Here is a 15,288-nt window from a genome sequence, read left to right on the forward strand (position 1 = left end):
CCTTTGCCGGCCCGAGCGCGGCTCAGCCGCCAAGCGCCTCCGCGACATCGTCAAAATTCCGCAGGCCGGTGCGCGGGGCATAGACCAGCACGGCCATGTTGCCCGGAGCGTGCTCGTTCTTCCACATCTTGTGGTGGGCGAGCGGGATCTTGTCCCAGGGGAAGACCTCGGACATGCAGGGATCGACGCGTCGGTCGAGCACGAACTGGTTGGCCGCGCTCGCCTGCTTGAGATGGGCGAAATGCGAGCCCTGCACGCGCTTCTGCCGCATCCAGACATAACGGGCGTCGAAGGTGATATTGAAGCCCGAGGTGCCGGCGCAGAAAACGATCATCCCGCCGCGCTTGGCGACGAGGCAGGAGACCGGGAAGGTCGCCTCGCCGGGATGCTCGAAGACGATATCGACATCCTTCTTGCCGGTGATGTCCCAGATCGCCTTGCCGAACTTGCGCGCCTCCTTGGTCCATTCGGTATATTCGGGCGAATTGACCTTGGGCATCTGGCCCCAGCAGTTGAACTCCTTGCGATTGATCACGCCCTTGGCGCCGAGGCCGAGCACGTAGTCGCGCTTGCTCTCGTCCGAGATCACGCCGATGGCATTGGCGCCCGAGGCCGCGCAGAGCTGCACGCCGAAGACGCCGAGCCCGCCCGAGGCCCCCCAGATCAGGACGTTGTCGCCTGGCTTGATCGTATGCGGGGCGTGCCCGAAGAGCATGCGGTAGGCAGTCGCCAGCGTCAGCGTGTAGCAGGCCGATTCCTCCCAGGAGAGGTGCTTCGGCTTCAGCATCAGCTGGCGCGACTGCACCCGGCAGAATTGGGCGAAGGAGCCGTCCGGCGTCTCGTAACCCCAGATGCGCTGGGAGGACGAGAACATCGGGTCGCCGCCATTGCACTCCTCGTCGTCGCCATCGTCCTGGTTACAATGGACGATGACCTCGTCGCCGACCTTCCAGCGCTTCACCTTGGAGCCGACGGCCCAGACGATGCCGGACGCATCGGAGCCGGCGATATGAAGTGATCCCTTGTGGACGTCGAAGGGCGAGATCGGCTGGCCGAGACCGGCCCAGATGCCGTTGTAGTTGACGCCGCCGGCCATCACGAGCAGCAGCACCTCCTCCTCGCCGATCGCCCAGGTCGGCACGACCTCGACCTGGAAGCTCTCCTGCGGCGGGCCATGACGCTCACGCCGGATGGTCCAGGCATACATGGTGGCGGGGACATGACCGAGCGGCGGCAGTTCGTTCAATTCGTAGAGATCTTTGAGCGGGCGGTGCGGAACAGGCTGCGGCTTGGACATGGCTCTCTCCCCTTGGTCTTCCTCGCCGCCTTGCGCCGCGAAGGCGGCCGACGGAGTTGAGGTGATCATGCGGCTCGATGCTGCGCTGCGCTATCCTCCTAAGGAATTATGTCGCACTGCAAAAAACAAGTCCGAATCCGGGCTTATGTTCCGATGGGACACGGAGATTGGCTTGGGGACGATCGCCAATCTCCGCCCGAGCGTCCTCGAAGCCCGTTGATACGCTGCAGCCAAAGATCACCCTCGCAGCCTTGCGTCCTTCGCAACGAATTTTGGAGCGATCTGCAGACGTTTCTTAACCTCATCAGCACTGTCCTGCATGGCCAGCCGCCCAGTCGTGTTAATTTCAGCGAGCAAATACTCCGGAGCGATCGACCATGCGTCCTTTGCTACTGCTGCTTGGTCTTCCTGACCTTCCACTCCCCGAATTCCTGATCTTCCTCGGATTCGCAGCCGGCTGCGCGCTGCTGGTGGGCTGGATCGCCGACGGCATCCTTGGGGAGCACGGCTTCGGCATCATTCCCAATGCAGTCATCCTCGTCGGGGGCGCCGTCATCGGCGCGATCCTGTGGCGACGGCTTGGCTATGTGGTCATCGCCAACCGCCAGATGGCAACCGCCATTGCCGCCGCCGCAGCCGGCATTCTCACACTTGTAGTGGGTGGGGTCGCCAAGCGGGTGATCTGAGGCCGCTTGTCTTCCTGCCGCTGGGTCAAGACAATCGCGGACATGGATAGACCCACAGTGATTCGCGGCCGGCGCGTGCTGATATGCGCCGAGGACGGCCCCCTGCTTGCCAGCGAGCGCGACATCGGCGATTTCCTGGGCGCGGCCTGGGCCGCAGAGGCAGGCCTGGTCGTGATCCCGGTCGCGCGCCTGAGCGAGGACTTCTTCAAGCTCAGCACGCGCCTCGCCGGCGAAGTCGCCCAGAAATTCGTCAATTACCGGATGCAGCTGGCGATCATCGGCGACATCTCGCGCTGGAGCGCAGAGAGCAAGGCGCTGCGCGATTTCGTCCACGAGGCCAATCAGGGCCACGCCCTGTGGTTCCTCCATGACATGAACGCCCTGGAACAGCGACTGGCCCCAGCCGAGCGCTGACGGGACCGGCCGCTAGACCGGCCGCGCCGCCGCCAGCATGTAGTTCACGTCCATGTCGCGCGACGCCGACCAGCGGTCGGTGAAGGGGTTGTAGACCACCCCGGTGCTTTCGCCGAGCTCCAGCCCGTTGCGCGCGATTGCAGCCTCGAGTTCCGCTGGTGTGACGAATTTCTCCCAGTCATGCGTGCCGCGGGGCAGCCAGCGCAGGACATATTCGGCCCCCACGATCGCCAGCGCATAGGATTTCAGCGTCCGGTTGAGCGTCGCCATTACCAGAAGGCCGCCGGGCTTCACCGCCTCGCAGCAGGCGCCGACGAAGGCCTCGACATCGGCGACATGCTCGACCACCTCCATGGCGAGCACGATGTCGAAACGCCGCCCCTCGGCAACGAGGCTCTCGATCGTCGTCTCGCGATAGTCGATCGCAAGCCCGCCGCGTTCGGCATGAGCGCGGGCGACCGCGATATTGGTCGGGGCGGGATCGAGCCCCGTGACCTCGGCGCCGAGCCGCGCCAGGGGCTCCGACAGCACGCCGCCGCCGCAGCCGATATCGACCAGCGCCAGCCCTTCCAGTGACCGCAGCGACTTGGGATCGCGCCCGAAGCGTTCGCAGGCGAGATCCTTGATGAAACCGAGCCGCACCGGATTAAACTTGTGCAGCACGGCCATGGGCCCCTTCGGGTCCCACCAGGTCCTGGCCATGGCATCGAAGCGCGCGACCTCGGCAGCATCGATCGTCGAGCCGGTTTGAGACGCTGCGGATGCCATGCGTGATTCCCTCTTTGTGCCAATCGGGCGCGGACCGCATTGACACTTGCGGTGCTGCCCGTCATCTACACCCGCCCTTCGCCCGGCGCGAGGGGGACCTTTCGTCCCGGTACGTCGCCGGGCGTTTCTAGAGAGCCCTTGGACCGCTATGGCCCGTCTGGTGATGAAATTCGGCGGAACCTCCGTCGCCACTGTCGAGCGTATCAAGAATGCCGCCCGCCACGTCAAACGCGAGTTCGACGCCGGCAACGAGGTCGCAATCGTCGTCTCCGCCATGTCAGGCAAGACCAACGAACTCGTGGCCTGGTGCAAGGAGGCGGCGCCGTTCTTCGACCATGCGGAATATGACGCCGTGGTCGCATCCGGCGAGCAGGTCACCTCCGGGCTGATGGCAATCGTGCTGCAGTCCATGGGCCTGCCGGCGCGCTCCTGGCAGGGCTGGCAGATCCCGATCTTCGGCTCGGACGCCCATGGCTCGGCCCGTATCGAGGGCGTCGACGGCGCCGGCATCCTCGCCGGCTTCGACCGGAATCGCGAGATCGCCGTCTGCTCCGGCTTCCAGGGCCTGCACGCGACGACGAACCGCATCGTCACGCTCGGGCGCGGCGGCTCCGACACCAGCGCGGTCGCGCTTGCCGCCGGCCTGAAGGCCGATCGCTGCGACATCTACACCGATGTCGACGGCGTCTACACCACCGACCCGCGCGTCGTGCCGAAGGCGCGGCGCATGGACAAGGTCTCCTTCGAGGAGATGCTGGAAATGGCCTCGCTCGGCTCGAAGGTGCTGCAAGTGCGCTCGGTCGAGATCGCCATGGTCCAGCGCGTGCCGACCTATGTGCGCTCCTCCTTCGACGACCCCGACAATCCCAATCCAGGCACCCTCATCTGCGACGAGGACGACATCGTGGAACAGCAGATCGTCACCGGCATCGCGTTTTCGCGCGACGAAGCCCAGATCACGCTCCGGCGTGTCGCCGACAAGCCGGGTGTGGCCGCGGCCATCTTCGGCCCGCTCGCCGATGCGAACATCAATGTCGACATGATCATCCAGGTCGTCTCGGACGACCAGGCGACCACCGACATCACCTTCACCGTCCCGACCGCCGATTACGAGCGCGCCAAGACGCTGCTCGAGAGCCGCCACGACAGCATCGCCTATCAGAGCTTGCAGGGCGCGACCGATGTGGTGAAAATCTCCGCCATCGGCGTCGGCATGCGCAGCCATGCCGGTGTTGCGGCCCGCGCCTTCCGCGCGCTCGCCGAGAAGGGCATCAACATCCGCGCGATCACGACCTCCGAGATCAAGTTCTCGGTGCTGATCGACGCGGCCTATACAGAGCTCGCGGTGCGGACGCTGCACTCGCTCTATGGGCTGGACGCGGCCTGACCCTCGGCGCATCACAACCGCGCGCAGCACGCGCGCGGTTTGGATCCCAGCAAGTGCAACACGCGGCCTAAGCAGCCTAGCGGCGCGAGAACTGCAGCCGATGGGCGGTTGGCGTGGTGCGCAGGCGCTGCCGGAAATGGTGGCGCAGCGCCGCCGCGGAACCGAGCCCGGCGCGATAGGCGACCTCGTCGACCCCGAGCGTGGTCGTCTCCAGCAGATCGCAGGCATGGGCGACACGCTCGTTGAGGATCCACTCGCCCGGCGCGCTGCCAGTGGCCTCCGTGAAACGCCGGAAGAACGTGCGCTGGCTCATGCCGGCCCGGTCGCTGAGCCGCTGCAAGGTCAGGTCCTCGGCCAGCGACGAGCGCATCCAGTCGAGCAATGGCGACAGGCGCGCCCCGGTCTGCGGCGGTAGCGGGCGACGGACGAATTGTGCCTGGCCACCGCTGCGATGCGGAGGCACGACCATGCTGCGCGCCACCAGGTTCGCGGCCTCGGGCCCAAGGTCGCGGCGGACGATATGCAGGCAAAGGTCGATGCCGGCCGCGCTGCCGGCCGAGGTCAGGATGTCACCCTCGTCGACATAGAGCACATCGGGCTCGAGCCGCACCGCGGGATGGCGTTTCGCAAAATCCGCCCCGTACTGCCAGTGGGTCGTCGCCCTGCGCCCGTCCAGCAGGCCGGCAGCCGCCAGCACATAGGCTCCACCGCAGATCGAGACGACGCGGCTGCCGCCGCGATGCGCCGCGCGCAGGGCGCCCGCCAGCGGCTCCGGCACCGGCTCGTCAAGGCCACGCCAGCCGGGAACGATGATGGTTCCCGCCCCCTGCAGCAGAGCGAGCCCACCATCGGCCTCGACCGCAAGGCCGCCATGGGCGCGCAAACGCCCGGGCTCGCCAGCGGCCGTGCGGAATTCGTACCAGTCTTCCGGCAGGCCGGGCCGGCGCGAGCCGAAGACCTCGGCGACAATGCCGTATTCGAAGGTGCAGAGCCGGTCGTAGGCAACCGCGACGACGCGATGCGGGGCCTGCGGAGGTGGCTCCAGGCGATTTGGCATGATCTTTACGATAGTCGTCCTTCTCGCCACTTACCAGCGTCGCGGAGGCCGCGCATGGTCCGGCCCGTGATCGCGAGGTGCCGGGCATGGTGATGCAAGTCGAGTTGGTCAGGGAGAAGCAGGGCGGCCGAACGATGCTGCTGGCGGTCGGCCTCGTGCTGTCGTCCAGCCTGCTCTATGTCCTGGGCTACTCCCTGTCGAAGACCCTGGTCTCCTCCTACGGATTGAGCGCGCTGCAGGTGACCTTCCTGCGCTGTCTTCTGGTCCTGGTGGGAAGCCTCGTCCTGCTGGCCTGGCCGCGGAGCGGCGTCACGCAGGCGCGGTTGCTGCACCCGCCGCGCGCCTGGGAGCAGCGCGCCGCGGCGGCTGCGCTGGTCGCCTCGAACGTCCTGGCTATCGTCGCCTATAGCCTCATGCCGGTCACGGCAGCCTCGGCGCTCGGCTTCACCGCACCGCTCCTGCTCACTGCTCTGGGCGGACTCTTGCTCGGGGAGCGCATCTCGCTCGGACGTTGGCTCGGTGCTGCAAGCGGCTTTGCGGGCATGCTGCTGATCGTCAGGCCAGGCGAAGGCGGAGCCTGGCCGGGTATCCTCGCCTCTATAGGCGCGGCCGCCAGCTATGCGCTGTATCAAATCCTGGTGCGCCGGCTGCGCGATGTCGCAAACAGCCTCGATACCGCCATGCAGGTGGCGGTTGTCGGCTTCGCACTGCTGGCGGCAACGATGCTCTGGTTCTGGCATCAGGTCAGCGCCGAGGCCTTCGCCCTCGTTTTGCTCTTCACTGTGATCCAGACGGCTGCCCTCGCCTGTATCGCTGGCGCGCTCCGGCGCGGCGAAGCCTCTCGACTCGCGCCCTGGCAATTCTCCGGCCTGCTCTGGGCCATGCTGATCGATGCCCTGCTGTTCACGACGCTGCCCTCCCCCGTCTCACTCCTCGGCGGCGGCCTGATCATCGCGGGAGGCTTGCTGGCGCAGGGCAGAGAACGAAGAACCGCCTGAGGCGATCGGAGGGGAGCCCGGCTACGCCGCCTGCCGGAAGGCGGCGGCGACCTCCCGCATCCACGCGCAGAACGCCGCAACCCCGGGCCGCGCCCGGCTCGTCTCGGGACAGACGAGAAAATAGGCGAAATCCTCGAGCAGCACGACATTCGCGAGCTGGACCAGCCCCCCTCCGCGAGGTCGGATTCGATCATCGCCGCCGGCAGCAATCCAGCGCCCTGACCGGACAGCACCGCTTTCAGCATCAGGCCTGAATCGTCGAAGGACGGTCCGCGCGGCGCACCGAATTCCTCGATGCCCTGCGCCTGAAACCAGCGCTGCCAGGCCTTGCGCTCGCTGTCATGGACATGGGGCCAATGCGCCAGGGCAGCCGCATCCTGCGGCCTGCCGAGGGAAGCCAGCAGGGTCGGGGCCGCGACGGGAACGACCTCGACGGCAACCAGAAGCTCGCTGCGCAATCCGGGATAATGGCCAAAACCGTGCCGGATCGCGACATCGACCCCGTCGCGGCTGAAATCCGCCAGCGCAGTACCGGTCACGACCCGTAGATCGATATCGGGATGGGCATCGTGGAACTGCTTGAGGCGCGGCACCAGCCAGGCGCTCGCGAAGAATGGCGTCGTGCTGATCGTCAGCGGGCCCGTGCCGGGATCGGCGGCGATGCGCCTTGATGCCTCGGCGATCTGCCGGAAGGCGTTGCGCACCGGCGGCATCAGGCTCTGTCCGGCCGGCGTGAGGACCATGCCGCGATTGATCCGCAGGAAGAGCTGCGTACCGAAATGAAGCTCCAGGGCCTTGAGCATCTGGCTGACCGCGCCCGGCGTCACGCAGAGCTCATCGGCAGCCTCCTTCACGGAGAGATGCCGAGCCGTGGCTTCGAAGGCCCGCAGGGCATTCAGCGGTGGCAGTCGATCGATTTTCATTTAGTTTTTCTAACTTATTTTCATAGAGATCCTAGTTTGCCTCCGGCATGTTCATTCGTCAAATTGCCGAAATACCGACAAAACTCGTGAACCTCTGCTGCCTTATCGAAATGATCAGCAAGAGAAAAACTGAACTTTTATCTCACCCTTCCCCCTACCCGCCGGAGCCCATGCATGCCCAACCTCCCCGACGCGTCCCATTACCTCTCATTGTCGGAGCTCGCGGCGCGCATCCAGGCACGCGACATCTCGCCGGTGGCGGTGACGCGGTCGCAGCTCGAGCGCATCGAAAGCCTGGACACGGAGCTTCACAGCTTTGCCGGCGTGATGGCGGATACCGCGCTGGCCGAGGCCGAGAGCGCAGAGGCAGAGATCGCCGCCGGGCGCTATCGCGGGCCTCTGCATGGCGTGCCGATTGCCGTGAAGGACCTGTTCTGGACGCAGGGTTTCCCGACGGCCGGTGGGATGACGATCCATAAGCAGCACCGGCCGCAGGAGGACGCCACGGCTGTGCGCCGCCTGCGCGAGGCGGGAGCCGTCCTGCTGGGCAAGCTGGAGATGACGGAAGGGGCCTATTCCGACCACCACCCCATGGTGACGCCACCCCGCAATCCCTGGAATGCCGCGTACTGGACCGGCATCTCGTCGAGCGGCTCGGCCGCGGCGACGGCGGCCGGCCTGTGCTACGGCGCGCTCGGTTCCGATACCGGAGGGTCGATCCGCTGGCCCTGCGCGGCTACAGGCCTGACCGGGCTGAAACCGAGCTGGGGCCGCGTCAGCCGTCACGGCACATTCGAGCTGGCCGCGACGCTCGACCATCTCGGGCCGATGGCGCGCGATACCCGGGATGTCGCCGCGATCCTGCAAGCCATCGCCGGTGCCGATCCCGCCGATCCGACCGCGCTCGGCGCACCGGTTCCGGACTATCTCGCAGCGACCCGGCAAGGCGTCGGCGGCGTGCGGATCGGCATCGATCCAGCCTGGAACAGCGAAGGTGTCGATGCGACGACGCAGGCGGTTCTGAACGAGGCCATCGCGGTCTATCGGGCGCTCGGAGCCGAGATCGTCGAGATTCAATTTCCGGATGTAAAGCAGATCGTCGCCGATTGGGCGCCGAACTGCGCGGTGGAAGCCGCCATCGCCCATGAAGCGACCTATCCCGCCAGCAAGGACGAATACGGCCCGGTTCTGACCTCGGTCATCGAGACGGGGCGCGCGCTTTCGGGCCTCGACTATCAGCGCATCCTGCTGCGGCGCATGGCCTTTCGCGGGCGCGTCGCCGCCCTGTTCGGTACGATCGATCTGCTGCTGACCCCGGTTCAACCCTTCCCGCCGCTGACGCTTGCGACGATCAGCACATTGGGAGAGCAGCCCGGGCTGATCGCCGACCTGCAGCGCTACACCTGCCCCTTCAACATGACAGGCAACCCGACGCTCACTTTGCCCGGCGGCTTCTCCGAGGGAATGCCGATTGGGCTCCAGCTCGTTGCAGCGCAGCTGGACGAAGCCACACTGATCCGCGCCGGCGCAGCCTTCCAGGCTGCGACCACATGGCACCGACACCACCCGGCCCTTTGAGGAGCCCGCGATGAGCACGCATCCAACGGGTCACGCCTCCCCGATCTTCCATGGCTGGCTTGTGGTCGCGGCGGCGTTTGCCGTCACCTTCGTCGGCTTTGGCAGCGCCTACACCTTCAGCGCCTTCGTCGAATCCCTGCAGACGGATTTTTCCGCCTCCCGCGCTTCGGTTTCCCTGGTCTTTTCGCTCGCCGGCTTTCTCTATTTCGGCTTCGGACTGATCAGCGGCCCCCTTGCGGACCGCTGGGGCGCCCGCAGGCTTGTCTTTCTCGGCATGCTGCTCACCGGGCTTGGCATGGCCGCGGCGGGAGCGGCGCGGAGCCTGACCGAGATCTACCTGGCCTATGGCCTCGGCGTCGGGCTCGGCATCGGCTGCTCCTATGTTCCGGCGTTGGGCGCGGTGCAGCGCTGGTTCGTCAAACGCCGCGGCTTCGCGTCGGGTCTCGCGGTCAGCGGCATCGGTGTCGGCACTCTCGTGATGCCGCCCCTCGCCTCGCTGCTGATCGAGCAGATCGGCTGGCGGAACGCCTATTTCGCGCTTGGCGGGCTCGCGGCGATCATTGGTGCAGCGATGGCGCTCCTGATCGAAAGCGACCCGCGCAAGCGCGGGCTGCTGCCGGACGGGGACGCCCTGCCCCCAGGCGGCATCACGGCGCAGGCGACCGGCATGTCAATTCCTGAGGCGGTGTGGTCACAGCCCTTCATCAGGCTCTACGCAGCCTGCCTGATCGGCTCGTTCGGGGCCTTCGTCCCCTTCGTCCATCTCGTGCCCTACGCCCTGGACCGGGGCGTCCCGCAGGGCCGGGCCGTCCTGCTGCTCGCGCTGATCGGCGTCGGCAGCACGGCCGGCCGCTTCTGCCTCGGCAATCTGGCGGACCGGATCGGCCGCCACCGCGCCCTTCTCGTCATGTTCCTGGGCATGGCCGGCGCGCTCGGCATCTGGTGGCTCTCGAGCGGCTTCGCGATGCTGGCCGTCTTCGCGCTGCTTTATGGCGTCTTCTATGGCGGCTGGGTCGCTGTGCTGCCGGCGGTCGTCATGGATCGTTTCGGCGGGCGCAATGTCAGCGGGATCATCGGCATTCTCTATACGAGCGTCGCGTTTGGAACCCTGATCGGACCGCCAGCCGCCGGGCTCATCTTCGATCTGACCCAGAGCTATGCGATCGCGATCCTCGCCTGCGCCGGCGCCAACATCCTTGCGGCCCTCATCATGGCGCATTCCGCGGGGCCCCCACGCTCCCTGCCGCGTTGACCTCGCCTCCTACCGCACCGATGATGCCGGCATGTCCGCCGGCCCCGCCTCCGCCGCCCCCGAATTCGACCCTGCCAGGCTCGAAGCCTTCCTGCGCTCCGCCCTGCCCGGCCGGGCGGCCGGCGCGATGGCGCTGGAGCGCATCAGCGGCGGCCAGTCGAACCCGACCTTCTTCCTCTCCTTTCCCGAAGCCGGCACGCGGCTGGTCATGCGCAAGAAGCCGCCGGGCCCGCTGCTGCCCTCGGCCCATGCGGTCGACCGCGAATACCGCATCCTCAAAGCGCTCGCGGGTTCGCAAGTGCCGGTGCCGCCGGTGCTGCTGTTCCATGCAGAAGACGATATCGTCGGCACGCCCTTCTACCTGATGGAACGGCTCGACGGCCGTGTCTTCCATGACGCGGCACTGCCGGGCGTGGCGCCGGCCGAGCGCCGGCAGATGTATTTCGCCATGGCCGAGACCCTGGCCGCCCTGCATCGCTTCGACTGGCAGGCCGCCGGCCTCGCCGATTACGGCAAGCCTGGAAACTATTATGCCCGCCAGCTCGCGCGCTGGGGCCGGCAATGGCGCGAGACCAGGACCCGCGACATCCCCGAGATCGATCGGCTGATCGACTGGCTGAGCGCCCATCTCGACGAAGGCGCGGAGACGACGATCGTCCATGGCGATTTCCGGATGGGCAACCTGATGTTTCACCCGGTCGAGCCGCGCGTCGTCGCCGTGCTCGACTGGGAGCTCTCGACGCTCGGCCATCCGCTCTCCGACGCTGCCTTCTCCTGCCTGCCCTGGCATTCCGGCCCCGCCATGTATCAGGGCATCATGGGCCTCGACCGCGAGGCGCTCGGCATCCCGGCCCAGGCCGAGTACCTCTCCCGCTATTGCGCGGCAGCCGGCCGCAAGGACGGCCCGGGACGTTTCCACCTCGCCTTCTCGCTCTTCCGCTTCGCCGTCATCCTCGACGGCATTGCGGCGCGCGCCAGGGCCGGCAATGCCGCAGCCGAGAATGCGGTCGCGGTCGGCGGGATGGCCGAGAGCTTTGCCCGGCAGGCCGCCGCTATCATCGACCAGAGTTGAACGGGGTTCACCATGGATTTCGCCTATTCCGCCAGGGTCGAAGAGCTGCGCTCGCGGCTGCAAGCCTTCATGGATGCCCATGTCCAGCCGGCAGACGCCACGTGGAAGCATGAGGTCGAGGCGGGGCGCTATCCGCTGACGCTGATCGACGGGCTGAAAGAGAAGGCGAAATCCGAGGGCCTGTGGAACCTGTTCCTGCCGGCGCTGAAGCCCGACGAGCCCGGCACGCGGCTGAGCAATCTCGAATACGCCCCATTGGCGGAGATCATGGGCCGAATCTTCTGGTCGTCGGAAGTGTTCAACTGCAACGCTCCCGACACCGGCAACATGGAAATCCTGCACATGTTCGCGACGCCGGCGCAGCGCGAACGCTTTCTCGTTCCGCTGATGAAGGGCGAGATCCGCTCCTGCGTTGGCATCACCGAGCCCGGTGTCGCCTCCTCCGATCCGACCAATCTGCAGACCACGATCATCCGAGACGGCGACGACTATGTCATCAACGGCCGGAAGTGGTGGACCACCGGCGCCCTGCATCCCAACGTCAAATTCTGCATCGTCATGGGTCTCTCGGACACGCGCCCGGAGGCCGATCCGCACAAGCGCCATTCCATGGTGATCGTGCCGATGGATACGCCCGGCGTGAGCGTGATGCGCAACCTGCCGCTGCTCAACCACCACTCGCCCGAAGGCCATACCGAAACGGATTTCGACAATGTCCGCGCGCCAGCCGCCAACATGCTTGGCGAGGAAGGGGCGGGCTTTGCGTTGGCGCAGGCGCGGCTCGGGCCCGGCCGCATCCACCACTGCATGCGCACGATCGGCCAATGCGAGGTCGCGCTCGAACTGATGGTCGAGCGCGCGCTGCAGCGGAAGGCCTTTGGCCGGCACCTCTCGGACTATGCCAATGTCCAGGACTGGATTGCCGAAGGGCGCATGGAAATCGACCAGGCGCGGCTGCTCTGTCTGCGCGCCGCCTGGATGATGGACAAGCACGGCAACAAGGCCGCGCGCACCGAGGTCTCCTCGATCAAGGTCGTGGCGACGCGGCTGCAGACCAAGATCGCCGACCGGGCGATTCAGGTCTTTGGCGCCGCCGGTCTCTCCAACGATACGCCGCTCGCCTTCATCTATAGCTGGGGCCGGGCGCTGCGCTTCATCGACGGGCCGGACGAGGTGCATCTGCGCACGGTCGCCCGTGCCGAGATCAAGAAACGGCAGGCGAGCAATCGCAGCACGATGGCCGAGCAGGGCGTGACGATGCCCTATCTCAAGCCCGCGGGTTAAAGCATCGGCCCGAGACGTGGATTGCGGTTTTCGGGCCGATGCAGTCACAGAAGGCCGCGCAGAAACCGGGTGGAAGCCCATGCCCGAGGCATGGGAGCCTCTTTCGACACGCTGACACCAGTCGAAGAAGGCTCCCGCCATGCCCGCCGCAGCAAGACTGCCCGAAGTTCCATCCCTCGCATCCCGCGTCGACGCGCTGCACTGGCGCCGGATCGAGGCGGAACTCGACTCGCATGGCGTCGGCCTGACCGGCCCCTTGCTCAGCCCGGAGGAATGCCGCGCGCTTGCCGCGCTCTATGCCGACGAGAGCCGCTTCCGCAGCCGCATCGTCATGGCGCGTCACGGCTTTGGCAGCGGCGAGTACCAGTATTTCGCCCATCCGTTGCCGGAGATGCTCGCGGCCCTGCGGCCGGCCATCTATGAGCGCCTCGCCCCCGTCGCCAACCGCTGGAACGAGACGCTCGGGATCGCCCAGCGCTATCCAGCCGAGCTCGACGCCTTCCTGGCGCTCTGCCACGAGGCCGGGCAGACCCGGCCGACGCCGCTGCTGCTGAAATACGGCGCGGGCGACTATAACTGCCTGCATCAGGACCTTTACGGCGACCTGTTCTTCCCGTTCCAGATGGTCATCCTGCTCTCGCAGCCAGGCGTCGATTTCACCGGTGGCGAGTTCACCCTGGTCGAGCAGCGGCCGCGCATGCAGTCACGGCCCGAGGTCGTGCCCCTGGTCCAGGGAGAAGCCGCAATCTTCGCCGTGCAGCACCGGCCGATGCGGGGTTCCCGCGGCACCTATCGCGTCAATCTCCGCCATGGCGTCAGCCGGGTGCGCTCGGGCGAGCGCTACACGACCGGGCTGATCTTTCACGACGCGCGCTGAGGCAAGCGCGGCTCGCTCCGGCGAAGACGCTGTCCGCGTCAACGCGACAGAGAGGCGCGCGCCTCCTGCTCCATGCTGCCGCGCAGGCCGCCGGGAACGCAGAGCTTCGGATAGAGCCGCGACATCTCGCTGATCAGGAACTTCACCGGCACGTCGAAGAAGCTGCCGTGCTGGGCGATATAGTCCATGAAACTGCGGCCTTGCCCATCGAAGCTCTGCAGCAGCGCATCGCTCTTGCCGTCGAAGCCGAGGGTCGCGACGCCGAGCCTGTCGCAGAGGCGCGCGTTGAAGGTCGGCGACGCCTTCAGCCAGCGCCCGTCGAGGAAAATCTCGGTATAGCCGTGATAGGCGAAGACATTGGTGCCCACCGCCTCCAGCAGGCGCGGCGTGGCGAGATGGTTTTTGACGTCGGCGAGCCCGATGCGGGCGGGAATGCCGATGGCCCGGCAATAGGCAGCGTAGAGTGCGGCCTTGCCGACGCAGTAGCCAATGCCGGCCGCCAGCACGGAGCTGGCGCGATAGGTCTCGGGGTTGAGATAGTCGCCATAGGGGTCATAGCGGATGCCGTCGCGCACCGCCTGATAGAGGATGCCGGCCTGCTCCGCAGGATCGCTGATGCCCGAAGTCAGCAGCCGCGCCTCGGCGATCACCATCGGATGGTCGCTGTCGACGAACTCGGCAGGGCTCGTGAAGAGAACGCGGTGGGAATCCTGCATTGCCAATCCTCTCAAGCATCGGCGGGAAAAGTGGTTTGCGGCCTTCGGACAGAGCCGATGCAAAGACTAAAAAGGCGAGATCATCGGACCGGACCCGATATCCAGCCGGTGATCTACTGGCCTGTGAACCGAGTTGGCCGCTTCTCCAGGAAGGCCGAGACACCCTCGCTGAAATCCGCGGTCCGGGTCGAGGCGTGGAAGGCGTCGCGCTCGGCGTCGAGCTGGGCGATCAATGTGTTGCTCAGCGAAGCGCCGAGCAGCGCCTTGATGCGGCCATAGGCCTGGGTCGGCCCGGCAGCCAGCTTGCGCGCCAGCGCCATGGCTTCGGCATCGAGGCTCTCGGCCGGCACGAGGCGATTGATCAGGCCGAGCCGCAGCGCCTCGCCGGCATCGATCGTCTCGGCGAGCAGCGCCAGCTCCTTCGCCTTCTTCATGCCGACGATGCGCGGTAGATGATAGGTCCCGGATCCGTCCGGTGTCGCACCGATCCGGGCATAGGCCAGCGTGAATTTCGCGTTCTCGGCGGCGATCGCCAGATCGCAGGCAAGCGCCAGGCTGAATCCGGCTCCTGCCACCGCGCCATGCAGGCTGGCGACCACAGGCTGGGGCAATTCATCGAGCCGTTTCAGCCCGGCATGCAGCGGAGTGATGATCGCCTCGATCGCGGTCTCGGGATCGCCACCAGAGGTGAATTGCGAGACGTCGCCACCGGCACAGAAGCCCCTGCCCGCGCCCTTCAGCAGGATGGCACGGACATCCCGCCGCGCCGCGATCTGCTCGATCCGGGCCAGGAAGGTTTCGGCCATGGCCGCATCGAACGCGTTCAGCACCTCGGGGCGGTTCAGCGTCAGCACCGCGACGCCGGCATCGACGGCCAACAGGATGGAGTTGGAGGGATCGGTCATCGGCAGGTTCCGGAGCAGCGATTGCCCCGGTTCTACCATGGGTATTTCGGCCTGCGGCACTCCGATTCCTGCGC

14 protein-coding genes and 1 pseudogene are annotated in these 15,288 nt (G+C 66.6%); 9 read left to right on the forward strand and 6 right to left on the reverse strand.

The window, feature by feature from the left end:
* Nucleotides 1-22: 22 nt before the first annotated feature.
* Nucleotides 23-1,297 carry a crotonyl-CoA carboxylase/reductase gene (ccrA, locus tag BIWAKO_RS01680; protein ID WP_069882079.1) on the reverse strand — a complete coding sequence of 425 codons (1,275 nt, stop codon included), beginning with the start codon at nt 1,295-1,297 and terminating at the stop codon, nt 23-25.
* Between the two features lie 377 nt (nt 1,298-1,674).
* On the opposite strand from ccrA, the gene BIWAKO_RS01685 reads away from it, so the two are divergent.
* The gene (locus BIWAKO_RS01685) at nt 1,675-1,983 is read left to right on the forward strand and encodes a hypothetical protein (RefSeq protein WP_069877064.1); all 309 of its coding nucleotides are present in this window, start codon (nt 1,675-1,677) and stop codon (nt 1,981-1,983) included.
* Nucleotides 1,984-2,025: 42 nt separating this feature from the next.
* Complete coding sequence (locus BIWAKO_RS01690) at nt 2,026-2,397, forward strand: DUF4180 domain-containing protein (RefSeq protein ID WP_069877065.1); 372 nt, start codon at nt 2,026-2,028, stop codon at nt 2,395-2,397.
* A gap of 12 nt (nt 2,398-2,409) precedes the next feature.
* On the opposite strand, the gene ubiG is transcribed toward BIWAKO_RS01690, so the two are convergent.
* Entirely contained in the window at nt 2,410-3,165 is a 756-nt protein-coding gene (gene ubiG / locus BIWAKO_RS01695; protein WP_069877066.1) for a bifunctional 2-polyprenyl-6-hydroxyphenol methylase/3-demethylubiquinol 3-O-methyltransferase UbiG, read from the reverse strand.
* Between the two features lie 148 nt (nt 3,166-3,313).
* Here ubiG and BIWAKO_RS01700 point away from each other — a divergent pair, with 148 nt between their 5' ends.
* Nucleotides 3,314-4,552, forward strand: a complete 1,239-nt coding sequence (locus BIWAKO_RS01700; protein WP_069877067.1) for an aspartate kinase — start codon at nt 3,314-3,316, stop codon at nt 4,550-4,552.
* Nucleotides 4,553-4,628: 76 nt separating this feature from the next.
* Here BIWAKO_RS01700 and ftrA read toward each other — a convergent pair whose 3' ends face one another.
* A complete protein-coding gene (gene ftrA, locus BIWAKO_RS01705; protein WP_069877068.1) occupies nt 4,629-5,609 on the reverse strand; it encodes a transcriptional regulator FtrA in 981 nt (326 codons plus the stop codon).
* An 86-nt stretch (nt 5,610-5,695) separates the two neighbouring features.
* Here ftrA and BIWAKO_RS01710 point away from each other — a divergent pair, with 86 nt between their 5' ends.
* Complete coding sequence (locus BIWAKO_RS01710) at nt 5,696-6,607, forward strand: DMT family transporter (RefSeq protein ID WP_069877069.1); 912 nt, start codon at nt 5,696-5,698, stop codon at nt 6,605-6,607.
* Between the two features lie 215 nt (nt 6,608-6,822).
* Here the strand turns inward: BIWAKO_RS01710 and BIWAKO_RS01715 are convergent.
* Nucleotides 6,823-7,530, reverse strand: a pseudogene (locus BIWAKO_RS01715) (LysR substrate-binding domain-containing protein); the annotation flags it as partial.
* Nucleotides 7,531-7,704: 174 nt separating this feature from the next.
* On the opposite strand from BIWAKO_RS01715, the gene BIWAKO_RS01720 reads away from it, so the two are divergent.
* The 5 genes from BIWAKO_RS01720 to BIWAKO_RS01740 all read left to right on the forward strand — a co-directional run bounded on the left by BIWAKO_RS01720 (nt 7,705) and on the right by BIWAKO_RS01740 (nt 13,593).
* On the forward strand, nt 7,705-9,108 hold the full coding sequence (locus BIWAKO_RS01720; protein ID WP_069877070.1) for an amidase: 1,404 nt from the start codon (nt 7,705-7,707) through the stop codon (nt 9,106-9,108).
* A 10-nt stretch (nt 9,109-9,118) separates the two neighbouring features.
* Entirely contained in the window at nt 9,119-10,360 is a 1,242-nt protein-coding gene (locus BIWAKO_RS01725) for an MCT family MFS transporter (protein WP_069877071.1), read from the forward strand.
* Between the two features lie 31 nt (nt 10,361-10,391).
* Nucleotides 10,392-11,432 carry a phosphotransferase family protein gene (locus BIWAKO_RS01730; protein WP_069877072.1) on the forward strand — a complete coding sequence of 347 codons (1,041 nt, stop codon included), beginning with the start codon at nt 10,392-10,394 and terminating at the stop codon, nt 11,430-11,432.
* Between the two features lie 12 nt (nt 11,433-11,444).
* The gene (locus BIWAKO_RS01735) at nt 11,445-12,716 is read left to right on the forward strand and encodes an acyl-CoA dehydrogenase family protein (RefSeq protein WP_069877073.1); all 1,272 of its coding nucleotides are present in this window, start codon (nt 11,445-11,447) and stop codon (nt 12,714-12,716) included.
* 139 nt (nt 12,717-12,855) lie between these two features.
* Nucleotides 12,856-13,593, forward strand: coding sequence for a 2OG-Fe(II) oxygenase (locus BIWAKO_RS01740; protein ID WP_069877074.1), 738 nt, complete (start codon nt 12,856-12,858; stop codon nt 13,591-13,593).
* 38 nt (nt 13,594-13,631) lie between these two features.
* Here BIWAKO_RS01740 and BIWAKO_RS01745 read toward each other — a convergent pair whose 3' ends face one another.
* On the reverse strand, nt 13,632-14,309 hold the full coding sequence (locus tag BIWAKO_RS01745) for a transglutaminase-like domain-containing protein (protein ID WP_069877075.1): 678 nt from the start codon (nt 14,307-14,309) through the stop codon (nt 13,632-13,634).
* Nucleotides 14,310-14,422: 113 nt separating this feature from the next.
* On the reverse strand, nt 14,423-15,214 hold the full coding sequence (locus BIWAKO_RS01750) for an enoyl-CoA hydratase/isomerase family protein (RefSeq protein WP_069882080.1): 792 nt from the start codon (nt 15,212-15,214) through the stop codon (nt 14,423-14,425).
* Between the last annotated feature and the right edge of the window lie 74 nt (nt 15,215-15,288).

The sequence above is a fragment of the Bosea sp. BIWAKO-01 genome (genome assembly GCF_001748145.1).
Taxonomy (GTDB): Bacteria; Pseudomonadota; Alphaproteobacteria; order Rhizobiales; family Beijerinckiaceae; genus Allobosea.